This is a genomic window from Duganella sp. LjRoot269 (assembly GCF_964254095.1).
GTDB lineage: Bacteria > Pseudomonadota > Gammaproteobacteria > Burkholderiales > Burkholderiaceae_D > Rugamonas > Rugamonas hordei.
Genome location: NZ_CAXUSL020000001.1, coordinates 1,033,706 through 1,060,030, shown reverse-complemented (window position 1 = coordinate 1,060,030; position 26,325 = coordinate 1,033,706). Strand labels below are relative to the sequence as shown.

At 66.0% G+C, this 26,325-nt stretch carries 24 protein-coding genes; 10 read left to right on the top strand and 14 right to left on the bottom strand.

Going from position 1 to position 26,325, the window contains the following annotated elements; all coding sequences use genetic code 11:
* The first annotated feature begins 237 nt into the window (after positions 1-237).
* The gene (locus ACSQ3S_RS04640) at positions 238-984 is read left to right on the top strand and encodes a spondin domain-containing protein (protein ID WP_218088001.1); all 747 of its coding nucleotides are present in this window, start codon (positions 238-240) and stop codon (positions 982-984) included.
* 9 nt (positions 985-993) lie between these two features.
* The gene (locus ACSQ3S_RS04635; RefSeq protein WP_436141690.1) at positions 994-1,770 is read left to right on the top strand and encodes a spondin domain-containing protein; all 777 of its coding nucleotides are present in this window, start codon (positions 994-996) and stop codon (positions 1,768-1,770) included.
* A 12-nt stretch (positions 1,771-1,782) separates the two neighbouring features.
* On the opposite strand, the gene ACSQ3S_RS04630 is transcribed toward ACSQ3S_RS04635, so the two are convergent.
* The gene (locus ACSQ3S_RS04630) at positions 1,783-4,242 is read right to left on the bottom strand and encodes a S9 family peptidase (RefSeq protein ID WP_436141689.1); all 2,460 of its coding nucleotides are present in this window, start codon (positions 4,240-4,242) and stop codon (positions 1,783-1,785) included.
* A gap of 148 nt (positions 4,243-4,390) precedes the next feature.
* Between ACSQ3S_RS04630 and ACSQ3S_RS04625 the strand changes: the two genes are divergently transcribed.
* Together ACSQ3S_RS04625 and ACSQ3S_RS04620 are read left to right on the top strand one after the other, a co-directional pair.
* Positions 4,391-4,924 carry a hypothetical protein gene (locus ACSQ3S_RS04625; protein WP_176655381.1) on the top strand — a complete coding sequence of 178 codons (534 nt, stop codon included), beginning with the start codon at positions 4,391-4,393 and terminating at the stop codon, positions 4,922-4,924.
* A gap of 98 nt (positions 4,925-5,022) precedes the next feature.
* Entirely contained in the window at positions 5,023-5,577 is a 555-nt protein-coding gene (locus ACSQ3S_RS04620) for a hypothetical protein (RefSeq protein ID WP_436141688.1), read from the top strand.
* Here ACSQ3S_RS04620 and ACSQ3S_RS04615 read toward each other — a convergent pair.
* From ACSQ3S_RS04615 to ACSQ3S_RS04595, 5 genes are all read right to left on the bottom strand, one after another.
* Positions 5,574-8,405 (bottom strand): ATP-binding protein, encoded by a 2,832-nt coding sequence (locus tag ACSQ3S_RS04615; RefSeq protein WP_436141687.1) that lies wholly within the window; start codon positions 8,403-8,405, stop codon positions 5,574-5,576. The genes ACSQ3S_RS04620 and ACSQ3S_RS04615 overlap by 4 nt on opposite strands.
* A gap of 3 nt (positions 8,406-8,408) precedes the next feature.
* Entirely contained in the window at positions 8,409-9,224 is an 816-nt protein-coding gene (locus tag ACSQ3S_RS04610) for a hypothetical protein (RefSeq protein WP_436141686.1), read from the bottom strand.
* The gene (locus tag ACSQ3S_RS04605; protein WP_176655378.1) at positions 9,217-10,590 is read right to left on the bottom strand and encodes a hypothetical protein; all 1,374 of its coding nucleotides are present in this window, start codon (positions 10,588-10,590) and stop codon (positions 9,217-9,219) included. The genes ACSQ3S_RS04610 and ACSQ3S_RS04605 overlap by 8 nt, the downstream gene beginning before the upstream one ends.
* A gap of 216 nt (positions 10,591-10,806) precedes the next feature.
* Complete coding sequence (locus ACSQ3S_RS04600; protein WP_436141685.1) at positions 10,807-11,562, bottom strand: DUF3108 domain-containing protein; 756 nt, start codon at positions 11,560-11,562, stop codon at positions 10,807-10,809.
* A 5-nt stretch (positions 11,563-11,567) separates the two neighbouring features.
* On the bottom strand, positions 11,568-12,743 hold the full coding sequence (locus tag ACSQ3S_RS04595) for a DUF3108 domain-containing protein (protein ID WP_436141684.1): 1,176 nt from the start codon (positions 12,741-12,743) through the stop codon (positions 11,568-11,570).
* 118 nt (positions 12,744-12,861) lie between these two features.
* On the opposite strand from ACSQ3S_RS04595, the gene ACSQ3S_RS04590 reads away from it, so the two are divergent.
* Positions 12,862-13,581 (top strand): PhaM family polyhydroxyalkanoate granule multifunctional regulatory protein, encoded by a 720-nt coding sequence (locus tag ACSQ3S_RS04590; protein ID WP_176655375.1) that lies wholly within the window; start codon positions 12,862-12,864, stop codon positions 13,579-13,581.
* A gap of 22 nt (positions 13,582-13,603) precedes the next feature.
* On the opposite strand, the gene ACSQ3S_RS04585 is transcribed toward ACSQ3S_RS04590, so the two are convergent.
* From ACSQ3S_RS04585 to ACSQ3S_RS04565, 5 genes are all read right to left on the bottom strand, one after another.
* Complete coding sequence (locus ACSQ3S_RS04585; RefSeq protein WP_176655374.1) at positions 13,604-13,819, bottom strand: hypothetical protein; 216 nt, start codon at positions 13,817-13,819, stop codon at positions 13,604-13,606.
* 134 nt (positions 13,820-13,953) lie between these two features.
* A complete protein-coding gene (locus ACSQ3S_RS04580; RefSeq protein ID WP_176655373.1) occupies positions 13,954-15,654 on the bottom strand; it encodes a tetratricopeptide repeat protein in 1,701 nt (566 codons plus the stop codon).
* A complete protein-coding gene (locus tag ACSQ3S_RS04575; protein ID WP_436141683.1) occupies positions 15,651-16,385 on the bottom strand; it encodes a sensor histidine kinase in 735 nt (244 codons plus the stop codon). Before ACSQ3S_RS04575 ends, ACSQ3S_RS04580 begins: the two co-directional genes overlap by 4 nt.
* Before the next feature lie 107 nt (positions 16,386-16,492).
* Positions 16,493-18,193: an FAD-dependent 5-carboxymethylaminomethyl-2-thiouridine(34) oxidoreductase MnmC gene (gene mnmC / locus ACSQ3S_RS04570; RefSeq protein WP_436141682.1), complete on the bottom strand. Its 1,701-nt coding sequence runs from the start codon at positions 18,191-18,193 to the stop codon at positions 16,493-16,495.
* Positions 18,193-18,750: a DNA-3-methyladenine glycosylase I gene (locus tag ACSQ3S_RS04565; RefSeq protein ID WP_176655370.1), complete on the bottom strand. Its 558-nt coding sequence runs from the start codon at positions 18,748-18,750 to the stop codon at positions 18,193-18,195. Before ACSQ3S_RS04565 ends, mnmC begins: the two co-directional genes overlap by 1 nt.
* A 104-nt stretch (positions 18,751-18,854) precedes the next feature.
* Between ACSQ3S_RS04565 and ACSQ3S_RS04560 the strand changes: the two genes are divergently transcribed.
* Positions 18,855-19,313 carry an OsmC family protein gene (locus tag ACSQ3S_RS04560; RefSeq protein ID WP_436141681.1) on the top strand — a complete coding sequence of 153 codons (459 nt, stop codon included), beginning with the start codon at positions 18,855-18,857 and terminating at the stop codon, positions 19,311-19,313.
* On the opposite strand, the gene ACSQ3S_RS04555 is transcribed toward ACSQ3S_RS04560, so the two are convergent.
* On the bottom strand, positions 19,310-22,165 hold the full coding sequence (locus ACSQ3S_RS04555; protein ID WP_436144993.1) for a diguanylate cyclase: 2,856 nt from the start codon (positions 22,163-22,165) through the stop codon (positions 19,310-19,312). The genes ACSQ3S_RS04560 and ACSQ3S_RS04555 overlap by 4 nt on opposite strands.
* Positions 22,166-22,343: 178 nt before the next feature.
* Positions 22,344-22,862 (bottom strand): DUF4142 domain-containing protein, encoded by a 519-nt coding sequence (locus ACSQ3S_RS04550; protein ID WP_436141680.1) that lies wholly within the window; start codon positions 22,860-22,862, stop codon positions 22,344-22,346.
* Positions 22,863-22,988: 126 nt separating this feature from the next.
* Between ACSQ3S_RS04550 and ACSQ3S_RS04545 the strand changes: the two genes are divergently transcribed.
* The 3 genes from ACSQ3S_RS04545 to ACSQ3S_RS04535 are packed head-to-tail and all read left to right on the top strand — an operon-like array spanning position 22,989 to position 24,681.
* Positions 22,989-23,348, top strand: coding sequence for a COG4315 family predicted lipoprotein (locus ACSQ3S_RS04545; RefSeq protein ID WP_176655367.1), 360 nt, complete (start codon positions 22,989-22,991; stop codon positions 23,346-23,348).
* Positions 23,349-23,362: 14 nt separating this feature from the next.
* The gene (locus ACSQ3S_RS04540) at positions 23,363-23,866 is read left to right on the top strand and encodes an RNA polymerase sigma factor (RefSeq protein WP_436144992.1); all 504 of its coding nucleotides are present in this window, start codon (positions 23,363-23,365) and stop codon (positions 23,864-23,866) included.
* Positions 23,863-24,681, top strand: coding sequence for an anti-sigma factor family protein (locus ACSQ3S_RS04535; RefSeq protein WP_436141679.1), 819 nt, complete (start codon positions 23,863-23,865; stop codon positions 24,679-24,681). The genes ACSQ3S_RS04540 and ACSQ3S_RS04535 overlap by 4 nt, the downstream gene beginning before the upstream one ends.
* A gap of 4 nt (positions 24,682-24,685) precedes the next feature.
* Here ACSQ3S_RS04535 and ACSQ3S_RS04530 read toward each other — a convergent pair whose 3' ends face one another.
* Entirely contained in the window at positions 24,686-25,180 is a 495-nt protein-coding gene (locus ACSQ3S_RS04530) for a winged helix-turn-helix transcriptional regulator (RefSeq protein ID WP_176655365.1), read from the bottom strand.
* Between the two features lie 326 nt (positions 25,181-25,506).
* On the opposite strand from ACSQ3S_RS04530, the gene ACSQ3S_RS04525 reads away from it, so the two are divergent.
* Complete coding sequence (locus tag ACSQ3S_RS04525; protein ID WP_413448745.1) at positions 25,507-26,322, top strand: response regulator transcription factor; 816 nt, start codon at positions 25,507-25,509, stop codon at positions 26,320-26,322.
* The last annotated feature ends 3 nt before the right edge of the window (positions 26,323-26,325 follow it).

The following is a 26,325-nucleotide window of genomic DNA, read 5'->3' as shown; positions in this document are numbered from 1 at the left end:
GTCATCCTGCGGAACGGGATGCGGAACGGCCGGCGGCGTCGGGTCGTCCGCAGGGACGGGATCGGGGGCGCGGTGAGAGGTGGCATTCATGGTCAACACTCCGGGAGGTGGCTCGTCAACCATTCTACGCCGTTACAAAATTAAGCAAAAAACAGTTGTAAGGTTTCGTCATCGGTCTCAGACCAAGCTGCAATTCCTTGCGCGAGGGGTTGCCTCTTAACCCAACCTGAGATCGATATGACCACCAAACCATCTACCGGCATGGCGCTGCGCCTTGCCCTGGCAAGCGCATTGGCGCTGGCCACTCCCGCGCTGTTTGCATCCGACCTGACCGTCAGCGTCACCAACCTGACGCGCGGCACCTGGTTCACGCCTTTGCTGGTCAGTGCCCATCCGGCCAGCTTCAAGGCATTCACCGAAGGCACGGCCGCCAGCGCGCAGATACAGAGCGTGGCCGAGGCAGGCGACACCACCGGCGTGCAGGCCCTGCTGCCGAGCGGCGCGGCCAAGGTGATCAATCCGAACGGCGGTCCGCTGAAGCCCGGCGGCAGCGTCACCAGCGCCGTGTTCCAGGGCGGCGCCGGCACCGCCAACACGCAGCTGACCATCCTCGCCATGCTGGTACCGACCAACGACGGCTTCATGAGCCTGAACGCGATCGACATCCCGACGGCACCGGGCACCTATACCTACAACGTCTCCGCCTATGACGCGGGCACCGAAGCCAATGACGAAAAGGCTGCGGCGGCGGGCGGCGTCAACCAGCCGGGCATGATCTTCCCGGCCTTCCTGAACGACGCAAGCGGCAAGCTGGCAGCCAACATCAACACCGGCGCCACCGGCTTTACCAACGCCACCAAGGAAGGCTTCGTGCACATCCACCGCGGCATCGTCGGCAGTGTGCCGGGCGGCCCGAGCGCCCTGGACAACACCGTCTACCGCTGGCTCAATCCAGTGGCCCGCGTTGTGCTGACCGTGAAATAAGGGGGCGACATGACGCATTCTTCACAACTCCGCGCGCCGCTGGCGGCGCTGGCGGCGGCGCTGCTTCTGGCGGCCTGCAGCGGCGGCTCTTCGATGCCGGAACCGGACATCAAACCGCCGCCGCCCGTGGTCGTCGCACCGACCACCGCCATCTATGAAGTCACGCTGGTCAACCTGACGGCGGGACAGCCGCTGTCGCCGATGGTGGCGGTGGCGCATAACGACGGCTTCAGCGTCTTCAATGTCGGCGAAGCGGCCAGCGTCGCGCTGGAGCACCTGGCGGAAGCTGGCGAATCCGCGCCGCTGGCGGCGTTGGCGAACGACTCCAAGTCGGTGTATGCGGCGGCGGTCGCCGCCGGCGGGCCGCTGGTGCCGGGCGCAGACAACAAGGCGACCGTGACGCTGACGGTGCCGGCGGCCAGCCTGCCGACGCTGCGCCTGTCGATGGCCAGCATGCTGGGCAACACCAACGACGGCTTTGCGGGCCTGGCCGGCCAGTCGCTGGCGGCGCTCGACGTGGGCGCGTCCACCACCGTGCGGCTGCTGAGCTATGACGCCGGCACCGAACGCAACACGGAGAGCGCAGACACCGTGCCTGGTCCGGCCACGGCCAACTCCGGCGGCAAGCGCGAAGGCTTCAACGCGACGCGGGACGACGTGATCAACACGGTGCACCTGCATCCGGGCGTGGTCAGCAAGGATGACGGATTGCCGACATCGGCGCTGACGCAGGCGCAGCGCTGGGACAATCCGGTGGCGCTGCTGACCATCAAGCGTACGCAGTAAACCCTTCAGCTGCTACGTCGCCTTCGCGTGGCGGACGTATTTGTCCAGCCACGCGTTGGTCTCGTACAGCATGTGCAGGATCGATTCGCGCGCGCGGTAGGCGTGCGATTCGTTCGGCAGCATCACCAGCCGCGCGGTGCCGCCCAGGCCTTTGATGGCCTGGAACATGCGCTCGCTTTGCAGCGGGAAGGTGCCGGAGTTGCTGTCCTCGGCGCCGTGGATCAGCAGCATCGCATCCTTGATCTTGTCGGCGTTATTAAACGGCGACATCGCCTGGTACACCTCCGGTGCCTGCCAGAACGGCCGCTCCTCGGACTGGAAGCCGAACGGCGTCAGCGTGCGGTTGTAGGCGCCGCTGCGCGCGATCCCGGCGCGGAACAAGCGCGTATGCGCCAGCAGGTTGCCGGTCATGAAAGCGCCGTACGAGTGGCCGCCGATGGCGATGCGGTGGCGATCGGCCACGCCGCGCCGCACCACCTCGTCCACCGCCGCCTGCGCGTCCGCCACCAGTTGCGACAAATAGGTATCGTTGGGTTCATCGTCGCCGCTGCCGATGATCGGGAACGAGGGGTTGTCCAGCACCGCATACCCCATCGCCAAAAAGGCCGCCGGCCCCCAGTAGCTGACCGCGTTGAAACGGTACGGCGAACCGGTGGTCTGGCTGGCCGCGCCGGCCGATTTGAATTCCTGCGGATAGGCCCACATCAGCAGTGGCAGCGGACCGTCGCGCGCCGGGTCATACCCCGGCGGCAGCATCAGCGTGGCCGTCAGTTCGACGCCGTCGTTGCGCGGATAGCGGATCTGCTCCTTGCCGACATCTTTCAGCTGCGGCGTCGGATGCGGATAGTTGGTCAGCGCCGTCAACTGCTTGTGTTCCGGCTTGCTCAGGTCGCGCAGATAATAGTTCGGCCGCTCGGTCGGCGATTCGCGCGTCGTCAGCAGCAACGTGCCCTCGTCGTTCAGCACCGCCGCGACGTTTTCAAAATACGGCGCGGCGCTCTGGAACAGGCGCACCTTCTGCCTGGTGGTCAGGCTCAGGCGGTCGATGAACGGCCGGTCGCCTTCCGGCGTGGCGCCGGCGCCGTCCAGCAGCACCGTCGTATCGGGACCGATCAACAGGCGCGGGAAGCCGCAGGCGTCGGCCCGCATCACCGGCGAACCGGGGCTGCTGTAGCGGTCCTCGTACGAGCCGGCATAAATCAACTCCGGCGGCGCCGACAGGTGATCGGGCTGTATCATCCACTGCTTGTAGTCGCGCGTCTTGTGCCAACGCTCGTTGATCAGCGCGACATCGCTGCGTCCCCAGGCGATGCCGGCGTAGCGCATCGTCAGCCGCGCCAGCACCAGCGGCGGTTCGTGGAACGGCGCCGCATGCATGTAAACCAGGTCGCGGATATGGTCGATCACCGGACGCGCGGGATCGCCGCCATCCTGCGCCTCGGTCCACACCAGCGTGGCCGGCGCGTCGGCGCGCCACGACACATGGCGCACGCCTTCGGACACCGCGTCGTTCCCCGGCGGCAGGCCCTCCTCCAGCGGCAGCGTCGCCACCGTGTGCAGCAGCTGTCCGTTCAAATCGCGCACATCGATACGCTCGCCGAAACTGGACGCGGGCACGATGTAGGAATACGGCCGCGTGATGCTTTGCGTGAGCAGGTACTCTCCGCCCGGCGCGATCGAGGTGCGCGAGTATTGGCCCGGCACACCGATCGGGCGCGCCTTGCCGTGCAGGTCCAGCAGCACCATCTGCACCGTCACGTAGTATTCGAACAGGCGCGCGTCGGCCTCGTTCTTCAGCAGGTCCTGATAGGTGCGCAGCTGTCGCATGCTGCCACCGGGCTCGCTGTCCTGCTGGATCGGGCCGAACGGAACGCCGTCCGATTGCGGCGGCTTGCCGATGCCGGCCGGACGCCAGTGCACCAGCAGCCCGCTGCCGTCTGGCAGCCAGTTGAAGCCGCGCGTCAGCACCGCCGACAGGGGCTGCGACGACAGCCGCGTGGCCTTGCGCGCCGCGATATCGACCAGCCACAACTCCACCGCGCCGCGTTCGCCCTTGTACGCCACGTGCGAGAACGCCAGGTGGCGCTGGTCGGGCGACCAGCTCAGGTCCGCCAGCCGCAGCGCGCGCGGCAGGCCGCGGATGCGGCTTTCCTTCTGCGTGGCGATATCGAGCAGGCTCAGGTCCGTGCCGAATGAAAAACGGGAAGAGGAACAGGTGCGCGGATTGATGCGCAGGCCGGCCAGTTTCAGCTCCGGCTGCGCCACTTCGGCGATGCCCGGCAGCGGCGGCGTCTGCACCACGGCGGCGAGGTTGCGTTGGGGGCTGAGGCTCAGCGCCGGCGCGCGCGGCGCGTCGACGATTTCCAGCAAGGCGGCGGGAGGCAGCCGGTAACCGCCCTCCAGTGCGCCGGCTTGCGGCGAGGCAGCCATCAGGCCGAGATTGAGGGGCAGCATCGGTAACGGTTTGTTCATGGAATTCCTTTCGGTCCAGAAGCGGGGCTGCTGCGGTTCAGTTTGCTTATGCTATCCCTGATTGTCAATCACTGCCGCTTATCTGGTGACAATCTGTAACGCTGGCGTACAATCGCTGTTCCTGAAATCACGCTGTACGGAATCGCTTATGGAAATGACTACTATCACCCTGTTGCTGCTGGTGCCGCTGGCCATCTGGCGCATCTACACGCGCCTGAAGCGGCTGATGGGCCGCACCAGGTCCGAACTGTGGCGCCACTACTTCGCCGCCGTGGTGATGTCCGGGGTGCTGGGGGTGCTGGCAGCGACGCTGCTGGGCAAGTGGGATGCCTTTGCCGCACTGGTGGTCGGCGGCGTCGTCGGCGCCGCGCTGGGCTACCGCAACATGCAGCTGACGCGCCTGGAAAACACGCCGGAGGGTTTCTTCTACACGCCGAACCGCCGTCTCGGCCTGCTGGTGGCGATGCTGTTCATCAGCCGCCTGATCTACCGCCTGTTCGAGGCTTACCTGCACATGCACGACCATCTGCCGATGGACCCGGATTTCGTCGGCAATCCGCTGACGGCTGTGCTGTTTGGCCTGCTGGCCGGCTTCTACGCCTGCTACGGCGTGCTGCTGATACGCTGGCGCCGTGCCACCAAGCCGGTGCCGCGCCCTATCGACATCTTCGACATCAAATAAGCGCCGCATTTTTAGCGACAGTGCTACTGTAATCGTGTTGTGCGCGGGATATTTGGTGGTATGCTGAATGTATCCGCAAGGCAATTATTTGCACTGTTATGAATACGTCCATATACGATAAGACCGCAAAAGGCAGGGAGGAGATCGCGACGCGCAAGTATCAGCTTGCGCCGCGCCTGCGTACCTTGCTGGTGTTGGTCGACGGCCATCGGTCGGAAGAGGAACTGCTGCGCAACGTGGCGGGGCTGGGACTGACCGCCAGCGCCATGACCGAGCTGCTGGACGGGGAATTCATCGTGCTGTCGACCAGCTACGCGTCGCTGGCGCCGGTGCCGGAAGTGCCGGCGGAGCCGGAGGCTCCTGCGGCGGTGCCCTCACCTGCCACCACACCCGGGCCGCAGCTTCCCAGCGCCGCGCATATAGAGCAATTCCGTTCACTTTATGATTTCTACAACAAGACCATCAAGAGCACGATAGGCCTGCGCGGCTTCACGCTGCAGCTCAAGGTGGAGAAGGCCAGCTCGGTCGAGGATTTCCGCGAGCTGCGTATGCCCTACCTGGAAGCGGTACAGAAAGCCAAGGGCAACTTCACCGCCGCCTCGCTCGCCGAGCAGCTCGATCAGCTGCTCGACGGTCCGTCCGCTCAGGCTTAAGCCACTTTCGCCACTTCGACAGGCCGGCGCTGCAGCACGAAGATAGGCGCCGCCCACTCCGTATCCTTCTTCTTTTTACTCGTGATGAGCGTCAGTTCCGAAGGATCGTAGACGTCGGTGTTGTGCGTCAGCGGCGTCGTCATCAGGTACTGGGCGTCGGTGTTCTTCAGGAACTCGCCGACCAGCTGGATGTTGCGGATATCCAGGTGGGCGAACGGTTCGTCGATGAACACGAAGCCGCCGGAACCGTCTTCCGACTTCAACAGGCCAATCAGCAGCACCAGCGACTTCATCACCTGCTGGCCGCCGGACGCTTCGCCGTCGTTCATGCCGATGATGCCCTTGCCGTCGAACTTGAAGCGCACGTGCAGGCCAGCCTGCGACAGCTGCGTATCGTCGTTCTCCAGCCGCACCGGATCCGAGTGCACCTCGATGCCGGCCAGCTCGCCCAGCTCCTTGATGTTCTTGGAGTAGGTCTTGATGGTGTAGCGCAGCCGCTCGATGTAGGCGCCGCGCGCATTGCCGGTCGCCTCGATCGCGCGGTTGTTCTGGTAGCGGCGCTCCTCGGTCTCGGACTGGCGGCCGTGCAGCTGCTCGTTCAGGCGCTGGTACTGGTCGATGACGGTGGCGTCCAGTTCCCAGTCGCTGCGCGCCAGGCTGGCTTCCAGCGCATGGATGCGCAGCACCACCTGGTGCGAGTTCTGGTGCTCGCTGACCAGGCGCGCGCGGCGGTCCGGACGGCGCCAGCTTTTCGGCAGGTGGCGCCAGGTCTTGCGCAGCGCCAGCAAGGCGCGCGCGTGATCGGAACGCTGCTCGATCTGGCGCTTGTTGTTCAGGCGCAGGCCGGCTTCCGATTCGGACAGCGCGAAGCGCGCGTTCTGCCACGTCGTGTCGGCGCGCGTGCGCGTGACGACGGCGTTCTTGATCAGCGATTGCAGCTCGCCCAGGCGGGTGCCGACTTCGTTGCGCTCTTCCTTCAACGGCACGGCGTTGCGTGCCGTTTCGTCGAATTCCTCCTGGCGCGCGGCCAGCTCCTTGGCCGCGTCAACGCCGGCCAGGCGCGTCTTCAGCGAACTGATCTCCGAGGCCAGCTTCGATACGATCAAGGTCAGCGCATCTTCCTGCGCCTCCAGCGCCGGCAGCGACTTCTGGATCGCTTCCATACGCTGCGTGCGGCCGGCGGAACCGAAGCGGTAGCGCGACGCTTCGACGAACAGCGAGCGGCCGCCGCGGCGTTCGCGGTGATAGGCTTCCGGCGTGATCCACTCGTCGTGGCTGCCGAGCTTTGCGCCGGCGTCGACGTTGTCCACGCGGGTGATGCGCGACAGCTGCTCCACCAGCCAGGACGGCACCTTGGCCGAGAACTTCACCACCGACATCAGCGTGTTGTCCTTGACCGTAGGCGCGTGCACCAGGTCCGGCACGATGAAGTGGCGATAGCGCTCCTTCTCCGCCAGGCGATACGCGGCCGAAGCGTCGGACGATTTATCCAGCAGCACCACCGAGGCATAGCCGCCAAGGACGCCTTCGATCGCGCCCTGCCAGCGCGCATCGGTCACTTCGACGATATCGGACAGCATGGCGTGGCCGATGCCGGCGTCGTTCAGCGCGCGGCGCATGCCGCGTTGCGCTTCCGGTTCCGGCATCGCGGTCTTGCCCTGCAGCGCGGCGATGGTCGATAGTTCGCCCGCGATCTTCGAAGCGATGGCGTCGCGCGACTGGCGCTGGCGGGCCAGTTCGATTTCTTTTTCCTGCAGCTGCTGCGCCACTTCGGCCAGGTCGGCGCCGGAGTCGGCGGCCAGCTTCTGCAGGCGCACCTTCTGTTCCAGCAGGCTGTCCAACGGCTTCAGCTTGCCGTTGATCTGGTTCAAACGGCTTTGCAGCGCGGTCGATTCCTGCTCCAGCACCGTTTCGTGCTGCTGCGCCTCGGTCAGCGCCTTCGCCTGCGCGGCCAGCGCGTTGCGCTTGTCGGTCAGCTGCTGGTCGGCCTGCATCAGCGGCTTGCGCGCGTCGCGCAGCTGGCGGCTGACGTTGCCGTGCTTCTCGCGCGCTTCGTGGTACTCCAGCGTCGGCAGCACTTCCTCCTGCAGGTTGCGGCGCTCCTTGTTCAGGTCTTCCCACTGGTGGTAATTGGCCACGCGCAGACGCAAGCCTTCCAGGTTGGTCTTGGAAGCTTCCAGTTCGGTTTCAAAGCGTTTCAGTTCGACTTCGGTGTCGCGCTGGTGGCGCTTGGCCTCGTCGTACGCATCCAGCACCTCCTTGTCGCCGAAGACCTGGAACACCAGGTCCAGCAACTGGCGCGGCGCGTATTCGCACAGCTTGTCGGTCTCGCCCTGCTCGAGCGCCAGCACTTTCGCCATCGCCGGCGACAGGCCGGCGTTGGCGAGGCGCTTGCGGTAGTTCTCGACACCGAGCCAGTCGTTGCCGGCATCGCCGATGTCTTCGATCTGCACGTTCCCCGGGCGCATGAGGTACTGGCGCTTCCAGTCGCCGCCGTTCTTCTGGATCTGGCAGAACAGCGTGACCTCGTCGTCGCTGAAGAAGCCGGAGCTGCGGAACGGGCGGTTCGACAACTGCTTGCCGACGTTCTTGTTGTCGACCACGGCGCGCAGCCAGGCGGTCTGCTGGCCGCTGTGGCGTGCGTAGTGCTTGTAGGTGCGGCCCATCGAGCAATCGAGGCCGAACAACGTGCGCAGCGCGTCGAGCAAGGTGGTCTTGCCGGAGCCGTTCTGGCCCGCGATGGTGATGATCTTGGCGTCCAGCGGGATGTTCTTGATGCGCTGCCAGTAATCCCAGTGGACCAGTTCTAGTGATTTGATGTGAAACATGGCTTAGTCCTCGGCTGGATGTTCGGGGCCGCCGGCGGCGGTGCCGGTGTCGGCCACGTCGGGCATGGCGTCGACCGGCGGATCGAACGCCGGTATGGCGTCGCTCTCGCTGTCTTCGATGCCGGCGGATGCCGTCGCTTCATCGTCGTTGGCGGCGATGGGCGGCGAGCTGCGCGGCACCGGGATGATCTGCGCCGGCGAGCGCTTGAACACGTCGGCCAGCGCGCCGTTGATGATGCGCTCTTTCAGCTGGTCGGTATCCATCATCAGGTCCAGCAGCGGGCCTTCGACGATGATGTCGCCGCGGCGCTCGATGAAGCCCAGCTTGGCCAGGATGCCGAGGTTCATGTCCAGCCGCGTCTTCTTGCCCAGCTTGTCGCCGAAGTCGGCCAGCAGCGCCTTGTAGGCGATGCCGATCGACGTGTCCTCGGCGCGCGGCAGCGGCTTCTCGACGCCGAACATGTCGTTCTGGTCGTCCGACGCGTGCTGGTGGGTTTCCTGGCGTTCCCGCTTGGGCAGGATGATCTGCGCCCACAGCACGACCAGCAGGGCCACGCCGTCGCGCGACAGGCCGAAGTTATTGTTTTGCCAGACGTCGCGCGCGCCGAAGATCTTCGGCTCGATGGCGCGCGTCAACGCCAGGGTCACATGGTCGGCGTAGACGTTGTCGAGCAGTTTGAGGCCGGTGGCCAGCAGGCGCGCGTCGACCTCGGCGCGGAACAATTCGTCCGACAGCACGCGCTTGACCAGCTTGTCGTCGCGGCGCAGGGTTTGATGCGTCAACAGGCGCGCGATCAGGATTTGGGAATCGTCATTCATCGGACTTGTCGCCTTCCGGATTCAGAATAAGTGAGAGGGAGGCTAACGACATCGCTGCCACGTGCAGGTCGGGCAGCTGGACCATTTCGTCGCTCGGCATGAACTTCACCGGCAGGCGCGCCAGTTCGGCGGTGGCGCCCTGCAGGCGCGCTTCGTCGGCGTCGCCCAGCAGCGGCAGCAGCGAGGCGCGGTACGAGGCCACGGCGAAGGTCGCCGGCAGCAGCGAATCCTGCACCGGGATCGATTTCGGCGCCTCCTCGGCGATGCTGGGGAAGTTGCCCAGCGCGGCGAAGTCGGACAGGCGGGCCAGCCAGTCGTCCAGCTCCTGCTGCATCTGCGGGCCTTCGCTGATGGTGGTCGGCGCGTCGGTGCCGGTGGGCAGGCCGCCGGCGACGGCGGAGACCGCGCGGTCGGACAGCAGCTCGGTCTCGGCCACGTCGATCATCTCGGCCGGCGTGATGAACAGCGGCACCACCGGCTGGTCGATGGCGCCTTCGGCCAGCGACGCCAGGTCTTCGTGCAGCAGCAGCCAGCGCTTGATGTCGGTGGTCGACAGGCCGGACTGGCCCAGGTGCACGCGCTGGCGCTCGATCTGGTTCAGCGCGCGCGAGAACATGCCCTGCATGTTGAGCAGCGCCGATTGCGCGCGGCCGATCGCCTGCGCGGCACGGTGGGTGGCGCTGTCGGCGTTTTCATCGGAGGTGATCGCGCGCAGAATCTCCGAGCCCTTCTCGACCCAGTCGCAGGCCATGTGCCACTTCGCCTGCGACGCGCGCAGGCGGAACTCGGAACCGGAGGCGATGGCGTCGGAGAACTCCTCGGTCAGGTCGACCAAGCGGCCCAGCAGGTGGTTCAGCTGGTCGACGGTGACGCCGCCCATGACCTGGGCGCCGGCCACCTGCGACAGCAGGAAGCCCATGTCGGCTTCGTCTTCCTCTTTGCCCAGCGTCAGCAGACCGTCGATGGCCGACAGCACGTTGCGCGCCATCGGCGTGACGCGGTACACGGCTTGCTGCGCGTCCCACGCCAGCAGCTGGTTCGAGCGCAGGCGCATCAGCACCGTTTCCAGCGACTCGGGCAGCAGGTAGGCCAGGCGGGTGTTGATGTCGGCGCGCGAAAAGGTGGACGAGGCGGTGTCCGCCGCCAGCTCGCGCAGCACCAGCAGGCGCACCAGGACGCCGTCGAAGCCGCCGTGGAACAGCGCCGTGAACACCTGCAGCAGGGGCTGGGCGCGTTTCAGGTGGTAGACCTGCTCGATCTCGTCGGCCGAAATATTCGGCTGGAAGTGCGCCTGCAGGCTGTCTTGCTGCTGTTGCTGATCCAGCGCCGGCTCCGGCGCGGGCTCACTTGTCATAGGTTCTATCATTCTTTGCCATAAAACAGCGGGGGTCAGGTCCAGATCCGGGGGCAGATCCGACTTTTGGACACGAGCTCTGCTGTAGCGGCCGCTACAGCAGAGCTCGTGTCCAAAAGTCGGATCTGACCCCGGATCTGGACCTGACCCCGGATTTGGGTTGCTCAACGCGATTACAATTATTGCAACAAAGCATTATCATCGCGGGGGCGTCAGTATAGCAGGCGGCTACTTCTTCACGACCTTTTCCAGTGTCTGGTCGACAAAGTCGCCGTCACTGTCGTTGAAGCGTACGCGGACCGGGTACCAGTCCATGGACGGCGCCAGCCACAGGTCGACCTGCTGGCCTTCCTTGTCCGGCGGCGGCGCCTTGACCAGGTGGACGGCCTGCACCTCGCCGGTGCCGATCTGCACCGCCTCGGTCTTGACCACCTTGAAGGTCCACGGCTCCGCGTCGCGGCGGCCGGCGACGAAGTACTGCCATTCGCTGCCCGGCTTGAACTTGTCCGGCGTGGCGCGCGCCTGGGCCGCCAGCTGCCACTGGGCGCTGGAGCGATCCTGCTCGCCGCCCTTGATCGGGTAACTGACGTCGCTCTCGGTGAAGGTGATGGTCTTGGCGTCGCGCTTGAACGACGTCGTGTACGGCTCCTTGCGGAAGCGCTTCTCGTAGAACGTGGCCGGCGCCAGGCCGAAATCGTCGATCGCGCCTTCGCTGCGGTTTTCCACCACCTTGCCGAAGATCGCGGCGCGGCTCTCGGTGACGATCGAGTACTTGCCCTCGCCCGCGCGCCACTGCACGCTGGCCTGGCCGTTGAGCGACAGCCCGCTCTGCTTGATCTTCAGCGAGTAGCTCAGGTCGGCCGACGGCGGCATGCTGGTCGGACGCTTGACGCTCGGGTGGTCGCCCGGCGCGTCGGCCGCTTGCGCGGCGCCCGCCAGCAGCACGGTGGCGCCCAGCAGGCCAAGGATAATAGAGGTTCGCATGCGTTTCACTTTCCAGGTTCGGTCTTGATGATCTTGGTGACGGTCTGCGTGGTCAGCGCGCCGCTCGCTTCGGTATTACGGAATTGGATCGGGTACCAGTTCAGCCCCGGCGCCAGCCAGATGTCGAACCGCGACGAATAACTGCCGGGACGCGGCGGCCGGCTCAGGTGCCAGGTCACGATCTTGCCCATCCTGGTGTCCAGCTCTTCCTCGCCGACCAGCTGGAAGCGGAAAATCGTCGCCTCCTTGTCCTCGCCGACTTGTATCTCGATATCGCTGCGGAACTGGTTGACGTCGGCCCGGCCGATGCCGCCCAGCTGGAACGGCACCGTGGTCTTGTCCTGCGCGCCCGCCAGCAGCGGGTAGCTGCGCTCGGACGCGGAAAACGTGATGGTGCCGGCGTCGCGGTTGAAATGGGTCGCGGTTTCGGCGCGGCGCGCGCGCTTTTCCGTGGCCGTGTCCGGGGAGATGCCGTAGTCGTCGATCGTGCCGCGGCTGCGCGCGACCAGCAAATTCAGGCGCGTGACCAGCAGGCTGATGCCCGCCTCGGCCGAGGCTTCGTACTTGCTGCCGTCAGTATGCCACGTCATGCCGGCGGAGCCCGTCCAGTTGGTGCCGTCGGCATCGACCCGCGCCACGTCCATCTCGAAACGCGCGGACGGCGGCAGATTGACCTTGTAGCGGCGCGCGCTCCTGGGCTCCTCCTCGGCCGCCGCGACCGGCGCGGCCGGCTTGGCCGCTTCCGCGTCGGCCGCCGGCGGCGCCGCGGTTTGCGCCTGCGCGGCGCCGGACTGGTTGGCGCCGGCGTCCGGCGTGGCGGCAACCTCTCCCGCCGCCGGGGTTGATGCGCCGGCATCCGCCGCAGCCGCGCTGCTGGCGGCCGGAGCCGGCTCTTCCGGCTGGTCCAGCACCGGTTCGGGTTCGGGCCTGGGTTTCGGCTTGCGCGGCGGCTTGGCGGCGGGCGGCAAGGGTTGCACCTCGGCCGACGGCGGCGTGTCGACATGCTTGGGCAAGGTCAGCCGCAATTGCGCCGTCATCAGCGACGGCTGCGGCATCGGCCGCGCCGCCTCGTTGCCGAGCCGGTTGTCCACCCAGTCGATCGCCACATAATGCAGCGCCACCGTTGCTGCGCATAAAATCAACAGGCGGCGGCGGTGGAATAGATGGGTGAATAAGCTCATGGCCGCTAGTTTAACGCTTTCGGCCGCGATACGCGGCGGATCAGAAATGTTGTCAAAATCTTTTGAATGCCATCGCGTTATCTGCTACGCTGAACGCTATTCCCACAGGAGACTTTTCATGGCCAATACGCAAATGCCGAACATACCGGGCGCCGGTGTGATGAACGATACGCTGGACTTCGTCAAGAGCCTGTGGGGCACCATGAGCGTGCCCGGCCTGACTGCGCCGACGCTGTCGGTCGAAGAACTGGACAAGAAGATCAACGACCTGAAGGCCGTCGAGACCTGGCTGAACCTGAACATGAGCATGCTGCGCGGTACCATCCAGGCGCTGGAGGTGCAGCGCGGAACCATCGCCACGCTCAAATCGGTCGGCGCCAGCCTGGCGGCGGCGGTCAACCAGCCGACCGGCAACGACAAGTCGATCTTCGACGCCAATCCATACGCCTCGGCCTTCTTCCACCACGCCCGCGAGGCCGACAAGGAAAAGACCGCGACGCCGGCAACGCCCGCACCGGCGCCGGAAGCCAAGCCGGAAGCCACCGCCCCGGCCGACAAGCCGGGCGCCGATGCGGCGGCCGCGCAGATGGCCAATCCGGCTGTCTGGTGGAATATGCTGCAGGATCAGTTCAAGCAGGCCGTATCGACGGCCATGGCGTCCGAATCGATGATGGCCAGCGCCGCGGCGCGCGCCACCGACACCGCCGCCAAGTTCGCGGCGGCGGCCACCGCGCCGGTCAAGGCCAAGCCGGCCGCCGAAGCAGCCAAGCCGGCGGAGAAAAAAGCACCGGTCAAGCGGCCGCCCGCCAAGGCCAAGCCGGCGGCGGCGGACAAGTAACAGCCGGGCGGGAACGCCGAACCTAAGCCAGGCGCTGGATGCGGATCGCGTCGATCAGGCCATCCGCCTGGCGCTGCACTTTTTCGATATCGATCAGGCCCTCTTCTTCGAGCAGCTTTGCGCTGTCGTGGGCGGCCTGAAAACTGTCCAGGGTATCCCCTTTGGCGGCGACCGGCCGTATCCAGGCCACGCTGCCCACTTTCATCTTCACGTACACTTCCTTGGCGATATCGCGCATATTTTTGTGCCCTTTATTTGCCCTCAATATTGACAGCGAATCAAGGCGCGGACAGAGCCGCGCCGCGATCCAGTGTAATCATTTGCCGATCCGGAAACAAGTTCGCTGTTGCGTCCATCCGTCACGCTGCGCACTCATTCCGGCACGGCGCCGTTGGCCGCTTCGTACTCGCTGGCCGCCGCCGCCGCCACCACGCCGGACACCGGCGCCAGCATCGCCAGCTGCTCCATCAGCTGGGCGAAACGCTGCTGCCCCGGCGCGATCGCGTCGACATGCATCAGCACACCGATGGCCTCCTCGGCCAGCTCGCGCACATAGCCGGTCTGCTGCAATTGGGAGATCAGTATCTGCGCCGAATTGAAGAGAATGCGCATATTGTGCGGCAGCGCCTTGCGCGCCACGCGCATCCACTCGACCGCCTCGACCAGCTTGCCGCTTTTCCACAGCAGCACGCCCTTGTTCATCATGTCGGACGCTTCCTTGCGCGCCGACTTGATCAGCTCCATGCCCTCGTCGCCCATGCGCGCCTTGTCGAAGATCTTCTGCACATCGTCCAACAGCGGCGTGTTGTCATGGTTGTTGCGGGTCACGTACACCAGCAGCCCGACCGGCGCTTCCTTGACGCCGACGGCGAACATCAGGCTCGCCATGTCGAGACAGGTGTCGGTGTCCGGCCGCGGTTTGTTCTCATCGGCCAGCAAGGCTTCCAGCTCGTCGCCGGCCTTGCGCGCGCGGCGATAGTCGCCGCTTTCGTGATACACCAGCCCTTCGGTGATCTTGGCGCGCAGCGTGACCTGGTCGCCGCCGAACTGGTGGACCGCCGCGTTCAGCAGGCGGATGGCTTCCTTGATGTCGTTCTTCTGCCCGCACACGCGCGCCAGGCCGAAAAATGCGTCGACCGTTTTCAGCACCGAGTACTCGCCCATCTCTATGCATTTGCGGAAGGCCTTTTCCGCCACCGGGATGTTGCCCAGCTTGAGCGCCGTCTGTCCCAGCGCACGCTGGCGCGGCACTGAGTTCGGCGACAGCTTGGCCGCCTTCTCCAGCACGTCGAACGCTTCCTCGGTCTTGCCCTGCAGCTGGAACGACTGCGCCAGCTGGTCGAAGGCGTCGATGTAAAAGCGGTTGTCGGTGATCACCGACTGGAACATCTGCCGCGCCGATTCCAGCTCGCCGTTGTTCATGCGGATCTTGGCCAGGCCGCAGCGCGCCCAGTTGTAATCGCGGTCGTCGAGCACCTTTTCGTAGACCGCGCGGGCCTGTTCCGGCTCGCCGCTTTTCAGCAGCAAGGTCGCCTTCATGCGCAGCAGGTCGACGGCGTGCAGCGGATAGTGGACGATCTGTTCTTCGCACAGCTTGGCCGCGCGCAGGTAGTCCTTGTCGGCAAAGGCCTGGTCGATTTCGCTGAAGATCTGCTTCTTGTTCCACGCGCGGTTCAAGCGCGTCAGCAGCACGCCTTCGGTGATCGGCTTGATGATGTAGGCATCCGGCTGGTGCTCGGCCGCGCCCATCACCGACTCGACGCTCTTTTCGGCGGAGACCATCAGCCATACGCTGCTCGGCATCATCAGGTTGCGGATGCGCGCCTCCTCCAGCACCTGCTGGCCGTTCTTGCCGTCGCCGAGGTTGTAATCGCACAGCACAACGTCGTAGCGGGTCTTCGACAGCAGCATCATCGCCTCGCCGCCGCTGGCCGCCTGGTCGATATGCTTGGCGCCGAGATTGCGCAGCGATTCGCGCAGCAGCTGGCGGATGCCGACGAAGTCGTCGATCAGCAGATAGCGCTTCTCCGCCCAATCGACGCCGCCGGTGGCCGCATGCTCGACGACGCTCATGGAAGCCGCAGCACGAAGCAGCCGCCACCCAGCGCGCCGCCGTTTTCCAGCGCGATGCTGCCGCCGCGCTGGCGGTGCTTGTGCATCTTCGCCACTTCGCTGGAGAAGTAGAGACCGAGGCCGCTGCTGTTGCTGATGAAATTGACGCCGCTGCGCCGGTTGCCCATCGCGCTGACACCCGCTTCGAGCAGGGACGGCGGGAAGCCGCCGCCGTTGTCCTCCACCCGCAGTTCGAGGTAGTCGCCGTCGATGCGGACCGCCAGGCGGATGCGGTCGCGCGTGTAGCGGATCGCGTTGTTGATGGCGTGGACCAGCACACCGATGATCAGGTCTTCGTCCAGCGTCCAGATGGCGTCCGGCGGGAAATCGAGATCGAGCGCGATGCCGCGCGACTGCAGCAGGATGCGCGCCTGCCCCGCCACCTGCTGCACCAATTCGCTGATGCTTTGAGCGGCCGGGTCGAACGGGTAACCGGGCTTGCCGACGTCCTTGTACAGCGCCAGCAGCTGGATCAGGTTGTCGTTGAGGCGCTTGGTTTGATACAGCATCTGCGCCAGCTGGTCGTAATCGGGCGGCTCGGGAACGGCGGCGGGTTGGCCCGCGCCGGCCAGCAAGTTCTCCAGCGTGCCACTGAGGACGCTGATGGAATTTTTCATGTCGTGCACAGTCGATGCCAGGAACATGAACAGCTCCGGCGATCCTTCATGGTGCTGCGCATCGTCTTCATCCATCGTTCGGCTCTCCGTGGACGGCATTGGTATGGTGTTCGGATTATATCCTGTCGGACATGACAGCGCCAACGCAAGGATGCCTGCGCGTTTGCGCGAACGCAACGACTCTATTGGCTGCGGCGACGCTGTTTGAGCAGGAAGCGGCCGGGATCGAGCGCCTCGACCAGCGTGGCCTCCAGCGGCGGCGGCGCGTTTTCCAGTTGCGCGACCAGCAGTTCGGCCATCAACGGCGCCCAGATCAGGCCACGCGACGCATAGCCCAGCAGGCAATGCAGGCCGGGATGGCGCGGCACGTCGCGCAGGCGTTCAAGGCGGCCGGCGGAAGGGTAATCGGGCAGCGCGCCCGCCAGCGGCAGGCGGTCCGGCGCGGCGCAGCGGAAGCCGACGCGGCCCGCCAGCGGCGCACTGGCCGCCAGCGCGGCCACGGCGTCGCCGGGCACGATCTCCGCGAGACGGGTGATGTTTTCCAGTTGGCTGGTGGCGCGCAAGGATGGATCGCCGTCGTTGTCGTAGGTGGCGCCGGCGCAGACGATGCCGTTCGCCGGTGGCGTGACATAGGCTTCGCGGCAGACCACCAGCGACAATTGCGGTGCGTCCTGCGCCGCAAGGTGGGTGACCTGGCCGCGCAGCGCGGCCAGCGGCAGTTCGGCGGCCTGCGCCACGTTGACGGCGCCGGTGCCGTTGGCCAGCACCACCGTCGGCGCTTGCGCCAGCAGTTCGCCATCGCGCCCGCGCACCTGCCATTCGCCATCGACGCGCCGCAGGTCCAGCGCCTCGGCGCAGAACACGCGGAACAAATGGTCGCCACATGCCAGCAACATCGCCTCGCACAACGATGACGGACGCACCCATCCTCCCAGTTCGAACAGCCAGCCGCCGTCGGGCGTCGCGGCGCCCAGCAGTTCGCCGGCCGCGCCGGCATCCAGCCAGCGCGCGTACTCCGGCGGGTAGTTCCAGGCTTCGACTACCTCCCGCTGGACCTTGGCATGCGCGGCGTCGCGCGCCAGCTGCAGCACGCCGCAACGCTGGCCGTCGAACGCAGCGCCGACGCCGCCCAGCCGCTGCCACTCGCGCAGGGCGAACAGATAGGCGGCGCGGCTCAGCCGCGTGGGGATGTTGTCGTCCTTCGACAGCAGCGGCATGAAGATGCCGGCCAAATTGCCGGACGCCTCCTGCGCCGGTTCCGCGTGCCGTTCGATCAGCGTGACTTGCCAGCCGTTCGCGCACAGGCGCTGGCAAGCGGAGGAGCCGGCCAGTCCGGCGCCGATCACGATGGCGCGGCGTACCGGTTCCGGCGGCGCGGCTGGCTGCGGCCTGCGGCTTTGGTAGACGGCGCCGACATCGTGCGTGCCTTCGATGGTCTGGCAGCTAAAGCCTGCCGCGGTCAATGCCCACACCAGCGCTTCGTCCGGCGCCTCGGCGCGCAGGCTCGCGCCCTGCACCGCCAGCTTCGCCAGGCCGCGCGCCAGAGCCGTCGCACTCGGCGCGGGCATCGCCGCGACGTGGAACGCATCGACGCGCGCATCTATCTGCGGCAGCACCGCGTCCAACGCGCCGGCCAGCAGGTCCAGCGTCACGCGGCCATCGTCGAGCAGGATGCGGTGTAAGCCCGGCACATTCAGCGGCCACAAGGAGCGCAGCTGCGCATCGGCTATCTGCGCCGCCGGCGGCACTTGAGCCACCACCGCCACGTAATGCAGTTTACTTTGCAGGCCGCCCTTCTGCGCGCGCTCCCGCCATGCCGCCATGAAGCGCTCGCCGAGTCCGAAATCGGTATCGAGCACCACCCGGCGAGTCCGCTGTGTCATTACTTGCGCGCCCTGCAGAAGCAGGCCGGATCGTGATCGTTCACCATGCCGATGCCCTGCATGTAGGCGTAGATAATCGTCGAGCCGACAAACTTGAATCCCAGCTTGGCCAGGTCCTTGGAGATGCGGTCCGACAGCTCCGTCTTCGCCGGACGCGGACCCTTGCCATTGACCAGCGGTTTGCCTGCCACGTATGCCCACAGCCACTGGTCTAGCGTCGTTCCGCTGTCGCGCAGGCGAAGGTAGGCCTGGGCATTGGTGATCGCCGCCGCCACCTTCAGGCGGTTGCGCACGATGCCGGCATTGGCCAGCAGCTCGGCCACCTTGTCCGCATCGTAGGCGGCGATTTTTTCGGCGTCCCACTGGTCGAAGGCGGCGCGGTAGTTCTCGCGCTTGTTGAGTATCGTCTCCCAGCTCAGGCCGGCCTGCGCGCCTTCCAGGTTCAGCATCTCGAACAAACGGCGCTCGTCGTGGCAAGGCACGCCCCATTCCTTGTCGTGGTATTCAAGATAAAGGGGATTGGCCGGATTGGCCCAGCTGCAGCGCGTCTTGGTCATGGCGTAGGGTGCGAGGGGATGAGCCGACAGTATATCAAGTAAAAGCGCAAGCAAAACGCAAGCAAAGGGTTATCATATGGGCCATCTCATCGAAGGAGCGGAATATGCAATTCGAAGCACAGGTGGAGTGGAACCGCAACGGGCAGGATTTTCACGGGCAGCGCTACAGTCGCGCGCACGCCTGGCATTTCGACGGTGGCGCCACGGTGCCCGCCTCCTCCTCGCCGCTGTCCGTGCCGCTGCCGATGTCCGACGCCGCCGCCGTCGATCCCGAGGAAGCGCTGGTGGCCGCCGCATCCAGCTGCCATATGCTGTTCTTCCTGTCGATCGCGGCCAAGCGGGGCCACACGGTCGATGCGTATCGCGACAACGCCATCGGCCTGCTGGGTAAAAACGCCCAAGGGAAAATGGCGATGACGCGCATCACGCTGCGCCCGGCGATCACCTTCGCCGGCACGGCGCCGCCTGGTGCGGAAGAGTTGGAGGCGATCCACCACGAGGCGCACGACAAGTGCTACATCGCCAATACGCTCAATTGTGACGTGGTGGTGGAAGCGCCTTAGGTTTCCAGATCGCTCGACAGGCCGACGCGGCGACGCTCGCCGTCCAGTACCAGCGGCCCGGTCAAATTGCTTACCAGCCGCACCTCGCCGTCCGTCAGCGCCTGGTCCAGCTGTCGCATCAGGCGCGGGAAGATGCCGTCCGGCCGCGAGGCCTCGGTGCTGTACAAGGCCGCCCAGGCATTGCGGCCGGAACGCTTGGCGATGTACAGGCCCTGATCGGCCAGTTCCACCACCTGCGACCAGGACAGCAGGCGCGGTTGCTCCGGCATGAACGGGAAGCAGGCAAAGCCGATCGAACAGGTCTTGGCCAGGCGGCCGCCGTCCGGCAGGTCGAAGTCGCGGTCCGCCACCGCGCGGCGCATGCGCTCGGCCACCGCCCGCGCCTCGTCGCGATGCGTGGCGCGCGCCAGCACCAGGAATTCCTCGCCGCCCCAGCGGATGACGTAGTCCGATTCGCGGAACACCTCGCGCAGGCGCTCCTGCATCTGCACCAGGATCGCATCGCCGGCCGCGTGGCCGTAGCGGTCATTCACTTCCTTGAAGTGGTCCAGGTCAACCATGAAGAACACCAGGTCGTTGGCCGCCTGCAGATCGCATTCGGTCAGCTCGCGGTGCTGGCCGGCGTCGTAGCCGCGCAGGCTCATGGCGACATCGGCGTCGACATTCTGCAGGAAGAAGCGGCGGTTGCGCAGGCCCGTCAGCTGGTCGGTCAGGCTGACCTCCTCCAGCGCCTTGTAGGCCCGCTCCAGTTCCAGGTTCTTTTCCAGCAGCTGTTCCTGCGTCGTGCTCAGCGTCTTCAGCGTCGCCGCCACCTGGCGGTAGGCGCTGGCGTTGTCGAGCGCGATCGCACCGTAGGCGCACAGCGTGCGGAAGATCAGCCGTTCGCGTTCGCCGTAGGCGCCCGCCCGCAGCGACTGCACCGTCATCACGCCCAGCACGCGGTCGCCCACGCGCAGCGGCGCAAACAGCAGGCTCAGAGTCTGCAGCGTGCCGGGGATCAGGTTCGGCGTGACATCCTCCTCGCCCAGCTCCACCAGGATCTCGCGGCGCTCGCGCACGCAGCGCGCCGAATTGGCGTTCGGATCCGACAGCGGCACGCGCACCGCGGGCAGCGGCCTGCCCACCTCGACGCCGAAGGCGCAGGCCAGCCACTCGCCACCGGGCTCCAGCAGGAAGATCGAGAAGTGGGTGGCGTCGAGCAGGCCGTGCACGTGGCGGTCCAGCGCACGGAACACCGCCGCCGCATCCAGGTGCGCGGTGATCTCCTGGCCGATCGCGCTCAGATGCTCCAGCGTGGCGCTGGTCTGCTGTAGCACTGCGGCGCGCTGCGCCTCGGCGGCGGCCAGCTGGCGGTGATGCTCGCCCTCCGTCTGCGCGCGCTCGGTCTGGTATTGCACCTGCATCGCGATGGCGCGGTTGGTGGCCTGCTGGCTGTGCGTCAAATCGCGCGAGGCGCTGGCCTGCAGCGAGATCGCATAGGCGCGTTCGAAATCGCCGATGGCGGCATGCTCGCGCGCGGTCGCGTCGAGCAGCGATCCCGGCACCGTGTAGCCTTCGATGGTGGCGGCGATTTCCAGCGCCAGCTGCAGGTAATGCAGCATCGGGTTGGCGGCCTTCATGTCGGCCGGCGCCGGCAGCCGGTGGCGCGCATGGATGTCGGCCAACACGCTGAGCGCGGCGATCTGGCTGGAGGCGTCGGCATGCTCGCGCGCCAGCGTCAGCGCGCCTTGCGCAGCCGCCAGCGCCTCGGCGGGACGCGCAAGGTGCGACAGCGCGTGTGCCTGGCCGCGACGCGCGCTGCTCTGGAAATCGCTCTGGCCCAGCGCATCGCCGCGCGAGGCCAGGCGGGTGAAGCTGTCCAGCGCCGCCGCGTGGTTGCCCAGGTCCAGCGCCAGGTCGCCCTGGTATTCCAGCGCCACCGCGTAGGCGCGCGAACCTGACAACGGCGCCAGCGTCGCCAGCGCTTCGCGCAGCAGCGATTGCGCCGCTTCGCGCTGGCCCAGCTGGCGCAGCGTTTCGGCGGTCTGCATCAGGCACATGCCGATGCTCAGCGGCCAGCCGGTGGGGCGCGCCAGATCGAGGCCGCGCTGCATCCAGTCCAGCGCCGCTTCATGCGCGTTCAGGCTGGTGAAGCCGTTGCCGATGTTGGTGGCGACGATGACCGCGCGGCGTATCTGCCCCGTCGCCAGCGCGGTTTCAAAACTGAGCATCAGGTGGCCGATGGCGCGGCCGTACTCGCTGCGCTGGAACGCGCAGGTGCCGAAGAAGTCACTGATCCAGCCGGCGGCGATGGGCGCCACGCCGTCCAGGCCGGCGCTGAAGCGGCCGCTCCAGCGTTGCTGCGCAAGCTGCCAGTCGCCGAAGGTGTCGCAGATGCCGGCGGCGGCGTCGATGACGTCGACGCGCACCGGATCGGCGCCGGCGCGCGCGGCGGCGGCCGCCCGTTCCAGCCAGCCGTCGCCGGTGGAGCTGGCGCCGCGATCGTTGGCGATCCAGGCCAGCACCCAGCAGGCGTCGGCGCGGCCCAGGCTGGACTCCTCCGGCAGCACGGCGGCGGCTTGGTCACACAGCGCCAGCGCCTGTTCGGCCTGGTACTGGGCGGAGTCAAGCTGGCCGTTGAGCCATTCGGATTCGGCGGAGATCAGCAGCAGTCGGGCGCGGCTCAGCGTCACGTGCGACGGCGGCAGCAGGTCCAGCAGCGGAACAATCTCTGCGGAAAGGGCTTGCGCGCGCTCCGGGTCGCGCTGGCGGTTGTGCCAGGCGAGCGCCGTCAACAGCCGCAGGCGGGGCAAGCCTTGCGCTTCCGACAACTCCTCCTGCCACTGCGCCAGCTCTTCATCGAGCGCAAACATATCCACCAAATGACTTCCTTTTCCTGTGGGCCGCAGCCCATTGCCTGGGCGCATATAACGCCATAGCCGGCATTATTCCACAGTTTACGGACGGCACTATTCCTCCCTTCCAAGTCCCTGAAATCAAAGAGAATTTAGTTCCACACGGAAATTATCTTGCTGGAAGAAATATCCGGCGCTACTGTTTGGAGTTGCCGCCGGCCGCCATTGCTTGCACGGTTTGCAAGTGCTGGTCGACGGTCGGCTGCAGCTTGGCGGCCAGCGCCTTGACGTCAGGATCGCTGGCTTTCTTTTGCGCGCTGGCGACCAGCTTGTGCGCCTCGTTGTGGTCGCGCACGCCGGCATTGGCCAGGTAGGCCTTGTCGAAGGCCGTGCCGCTCAGGCCGTTGAGCTTGTCGGCCATTTTCTTGTGCCTGGCGTCCGGCTCGGTCGGCAGCGTGACGTTCTTGCTGCGCGCCACGTCCTGCACCGCTTGCAGGCCCTTGGTGTGATCGTCCACCATCTGCTGGGCGAAGGTCTTGACCTCCTGCGACGACGCTTTTTCCAGTGCGATCTTGCCGGCCGCGATCTCGGCCATATTGGCCTGCGCCAGCTGTGCGAGTATGTGCTGATCGCCCTTGTTCAGCGTTTGGGCGTAGGATGACGTCATTGCCGCAGCGGCCAGGCTGGCGGTGATGATGCGATGGAGTTTATTCATGTTGTTCCCCTCTCAAGATGAACTGATCGGAGATTTATTTTACGGTCGCGGGAATATACGGGCCGTCCCTTACGTATACGCAATTGCAACGTCCGCAGTTCACTCAACCATACCAAGGAAAACGCCATGAAAACCATGATACGCCTGACCTCCCTCCTCGCCGCCGCGCTGCTGGCCGGCGCCGCCCATGCCGACGACGTCATGAAAAAGGACGGCGTGCTGGTCAACAGTGCCGGCATGACCGTCTACACCTTCGACAAGGACAGCGCCGGCAAGAGCGCCTGCAACGGTCCGTGCAGCGAGAACTGGCCAGCCGTGGCACCGTCCGCCAGCGTGGCCCCGCCGTATTCGGTGATCACCCGTGACGACGGCGCCAAGCAGCTGGCCTACAACGGCAAGCCGCTGTACACGTTCAAGAAGGACGTCAAGCCGGGCGACCGCAACGGCGACAACTTCAAGGACATCTGGCACGTCGTCAAGGACTAAGCCCATCCATGTCGCTGCAAGACGACGGCGAGCGCCTGGTCGCCTGTATCCCGCGCCTGCGCCGCTACGCGCGGGCGCTGCTGGGCGGCCGCGCCGACGCCGACGACCTGGTGCAGGACACCATCGAACGCGGCTGGGACAAGCTGTCCTCGTGGCGGCGCGGCAGCGACATGCGCGCCTGGCTGTTCGGCATCATGCACAACCTGCATGTGGACAGCCAGCGCCGCCCGGCGCTGGCCACCGAAGCGCTCGATGACGACCTGCCGTTGGCCGGCGTCGATGGCGCCGCCGGCCGCCTCGCCCTGCGCGACATGGACCGGGCGCTGCAACAATTGCCGCCCGAACAGCGCGACGTGCTGCTGCTGGTGGCGCTGGAAGAATTGAGTTACGACGAAGTGGCCGCCGCGCTGGATATTCCGCTGGGCACCGTGATGTCGCGCCTGTCCCGTGCGCGCGAAAGGCTGCGCCTGATTATGGCGGGCCAGCCCCTGCCCTCTCCGCTAAAGGTCGTCAAATGAACGCCACCGTAACCGAAGCCGAACTGCAAGCCTGGGTCGATGGCCGCCTGCCGCCGGCGCGCGCCGGCGCGGTCGATACCTATCTGGAACTGCATCCGGCCGAAGCGGCCCGGCTGCAAGCCTACCGCGAACAAAACGCCGCACTGCGCGCGGTCTTCAACCCGCTGCTGGACGAGCCGGTGCCGGCGGCGATGACGGCGCGCCCGCCAGGCCGGGGCCCAGGCCCAGCCCCAGCGTGGCCGCTGCCGCTGCGCGCCGCCGCGATGCTGGCGCTGACGCTGGCCGGCGGCGGCGCCGGCTGGCTGCTGCACGGCGCCGCCGACCAGGCCGCGCTGCAGGCGCTGTCGGCCGACAATGCGCCGAACGCGGCCGCCAGCCTGGCCGCGCTGCCGCGCCGCGCCGCGCTGGCCCACGTGGTCTACACGCCGGAAGTGCGGCACCCGGTCGAAGTGGGCGCCGACCAGCAGGCGCACCTGGTGGCCTGGCTGTCGAAACGCCTGGGCGCGCCGCTGAAACCGCCGCAACTGGCGGCGCAGGGCTATGAGCTGGAAGGGGGACGTTTGCTGCCCGGTCAGAGCGGGCCGGTGGCGCAATTCATGTACCGCGACGCCGGCGGCGCGCGCCTGACGCTGTATGTATCGACGGAACAAACGCACAACCGGGAAACCGGCTTCCGCTTTGCACAGGAAGGCCAGGTCGGCGTGTTCTACTGGATAGACGGGCAGTTCGGCTATGCCCTGTCCGGCAACCTGGACAAGGCGGCGCTGGCCAAGGTGGCCAACGCCGTCTACTCCCAGCTGGAACCGGCGTTGTAGCGTGTCAGGAAGCGTGCTTGCTGATTTCGATCAGGCGCGTGCGCATCACGTCGGTGGCGGCAGGTCCCGGCGCGAACATATAGTCCTCGTCGTTGATGGCCAGGCCGCTGTTGGCGTCGACCAGCACCTGGTCGGCCGGTTTGCCGGTTTCGCGGCTGACCACCAGCAGGCTGGCGCCTTCCGGTGCCAGGTGGTCGTTGCCCCAAGCGATGAAGGCCAGCAGCACCGGCTTGAAATCGCGGCCGGACTTGGTCAGCACATATTCGTAGCGCGGCGGACGGGTGCTGTACAGGCGGCGCTCCATCAGGCCGCCTTCGACCAGCCCGGCCAGGCGGCGGGTCAGCATGTTCGGCGCGATCTTCAGGCTCTTTTCAAATTCGTCGAAACGCGACAGGCCATAAAAGGCGTCGCGCAGGATCAGGATGCTCCACCACTCACCCACCTTGCCCAGGCTGCGTGCGATGGGGCAGGACATGCGACCAAAATCGGTATGTTTCATTTTTTGACTCCTCTGTTCCAGATTAGCAAACAAAAATTGCATTTTGCACAATAGGATTGATTCTTCTACGATTTTCCGGGTCGGCGGGCGCCGCCCTGAACAGTCGATTTCATTATTAACGATCCAGGAAACACGTGCTTTTGCCACAGGCGGCTACGGTTTTGCTAGCGTAGAAATCTATGAAAAATATTTTGAGGATAGGCAAAATTTGCAACAACCATGCAAGCCGAGCTCTACAGGAGAAAACTATCAAAAAATTTTAAAAGATAGGCATAATACGCAACAGGGCGTGACAAAACCTTATCAACCATGTATCAGGGCCGGCCATGCAAAATGCCAGCGACAGCCAACAGCGCAAGATCCTCATCGTGGACGATTCCGCGTTCGAACAGCGGGTGCTGGTCGACCTGCTGAGCGAATTGCCGTATCGCGTGTCGGTCGCCTTCAACGGCCTGCAGGGCTACCAGCTGGCGCTGGCCGATCAGCCCGACCTGATCCTGCTCGATGTGCGCATGCCCAATATGGACGGCTACACCGCCTGCCGGCTGCTCAAGGCCAATCCCGTCACCGAACATATCCCCATCATCTTCCTCAGCGGCGCCGATGCCGACGAGGAGCGCATCATGGGCTTGTCGATAGGCGGCGTCGATTTCGTATCCAAGCCGTTTTCATCGGGGGAACTGGCGGCGCGCATCCAGGTGCACCTGAACCTGGCGCGCCGCGCCAGCCAGGCGCAGTCGCAGGCACAGGCACACTCGCCCGCTCAGCCGGCGGCCGCCGGCACCCCGGACGCCGAACCGGACGCGGTCATCGTCAACGCCGCCAAGCGCCTGATCGCCGACAACCTGGCGTCGCTGCCCGGCCTGGCCGAGATCGCCCGCAACGTCGGCACCTACCGCGAAAAATTGTCGCAGGTCTTCCGCGAGCAAACCGGCATGACGGTGTTCGCCTACATCCGCGAGGCGCGCATACGGCGCGGCGAGGAGCTGCTGAGGGAAACCGACATCGACGTGCAGGATATCGCGCTGCTGATCGGCTTCAACAACGCCGGCAACTTCGCCACCGCCTTCCGCGAGCGCATGGGCATCACGCCCAGCGCCTTCCGCCAGGCCAACCAGCTGCGCAAGACGCCGCAGGGCTGACGC

Excerpts from the sequence above, each read along its gene's own strand:
- ACSQ3S_RS04640 (WP_218088001.1), top strand. The coding sequence starts at position 238 with ATGACCACCAAACCATCTACCGGCATGGCGCTGCGCCTTGCCCTGGCA.
- ACSQ3S_RS04635 (WP_436141690.1), top strand. The coding sequence starts at position 994 with ATGACGCATTCTTCACAACTCCGCGCGCCGCTGGCGGCGCTGGCGGCG.
- ACSQ3S_RS04630 (WP_436141689.1), bottom strand. The coding sequence starts at position 4,242 with ATGAACAAACCGTTACCGATGCTGCCCCTCAATCTCGGCCTGATGGCT.
- ACSQ3S_RS04625 (WP_176655381.1), top strand. The coding sequence starts at position 4,391 with ATGGAAATGACTACTATCACCCTGTTGCTGCTGGTGCCGCTGGCCATC.
- ACSQ3S_RS04620 (WP_436141688.1), top strand. The coding sequence starts at position 5,023 with ATGAATACGTCCATATACGATAAGACCGCAAAAGGCAGGGAGGAGATC.
- ACSQ3S_RS04615 (WP_436141687.1), bottom strand. The coding sequence starts at position 8,405 with ATGTTTCACATCAAATCACTAGAACTGGTCCACTGGGATTACTGGCAG.
- ACSQ3S_RS04610 (WP_436141686.1), bottom strand. The coding sequence starts at position 9,224 with ATGAATGACGATTCCCAAATCCTGATCGCGCGCCTGTTGACGCATCAA.
- ACSQ3S_RS04605 (WP_176655378.1), bottom strand. The coding sequence starts at position 10,590 with ATGATAGAACCTATGACAAGTGAGCCCGCGCCGGAGCCGGCGCTGGAT.
- ACSQ3S_RS04600 (WP_436141685.1), bottom strand. The coding sequence starts at position 11,562 with ATGCGAACCTCTATTATCCTTGGCCTGCTGGGCGCCACCGTGCTGCTG.
- ACSQ3S_RS04595 (WP_436141684.1), bottom strand. The coding sequence starts at position 12,743 with ATGAGCTTATTCACCCATCTATTCCACCGCCGCCGCCTGTTGATTTTA.
- ACSQ3S_RS04590 (WP_176655375.1), top strand. The coding sequence starts at position 12,862 with ATGGCCAATACGCAAATGCCGAACATACCGGGCGCCGGTGTGATGAAC.
- ACSQ3S_RS04585 (WP_176655374.1), bottom strand. The coding sequence starts at position 13,819 with ATGCGCGATATCGCCAAGGAAGTGTACGTGAAGATGAAAGTGGGCAGC.
- ACSQ3S_RS04580 (WP_176655373.1), bottom strand. The coding sequence starts at position 15,654 with ATGAGCGTCGTCGAGCATGCGGCCACCGGCGGCGTCGATTGGGCGGAG.
- ACSQ3S_RS04575 (WP_436141683.1), bottom strand. The coding sequence starts at position 16,385 with ATGGATGAAGACGATGCGCAGCACCATGAAGGATCGCCGGAGCTGTTC.
- mnmC (WP_436141682.1), bottom strand. The coding sequence starts at position 18,193 with ATGACACAGCGGACTCGCCGGGTGGTGCTCGATACCGATTTCGGACTC.
- ACSQ3S_RS04565 (WP_176655370.1), bottom strand. The coding sequence starts at position 18,750 with ATGACCAAGACGCGCTGCAGCTGGGCCAATCCGGCCAATCCCCTTTAT.
- ACSQ3S_RS04560 (WP_436141681.1), top strand. The coding sequence starts at position 18,855 with ATGCAATTCGAAGCACAGGTGGAGTGGAACCGCAACGGGCAGGATTTT.
- ACSQ3S_RS04555 (WP_436144993.1), bottom strand. The coding sequence starts at position 22,165 with ATGTTTGCGCTCGATGAAGAGCTGGCGCAGTGGCAGGAGGAGTTGTCG.
- ACSQ3S_RS04550 (WP_436141680.1), bottom strand. The coding sequence starts at position 22,862 with ATGAATAAACTCCATCGCATCATCACCGCCAGCCTGGCCGCTGCGGCA.
- ACSQ3S_RS04545 (WP_176655367.1), top strand. The coding sequence starts at position 22,989 with ATGAAAACCATGATACGCCTGACCTCCCTCCTCGCCGCCGCGCTGCTG.
- ACSQ3S_RS04535 (WP_436141679.1), top strand. The coding sequence starts at position 23,863 with ATGAACGCCACCGTAACCGAAGCCGAACTGCAAGCCTGGGTCGATGGC.
- ACSQ3S_RS04530 (WP_176655365.1), bottom strand. The coding sequence starts at position 25,180 with ATGAAACATACCGATTTTGGTCGCATGTCCTGCCCCATCGCACGCAGC.
- ACSQ3S_RS04525 (WP_413448745.1), top strand. The coding sequence starts at position 25,507 with ATGCAAAATGCCAGCGACAGCCAACAGCGCAAGATCCTCATCGTGGAC.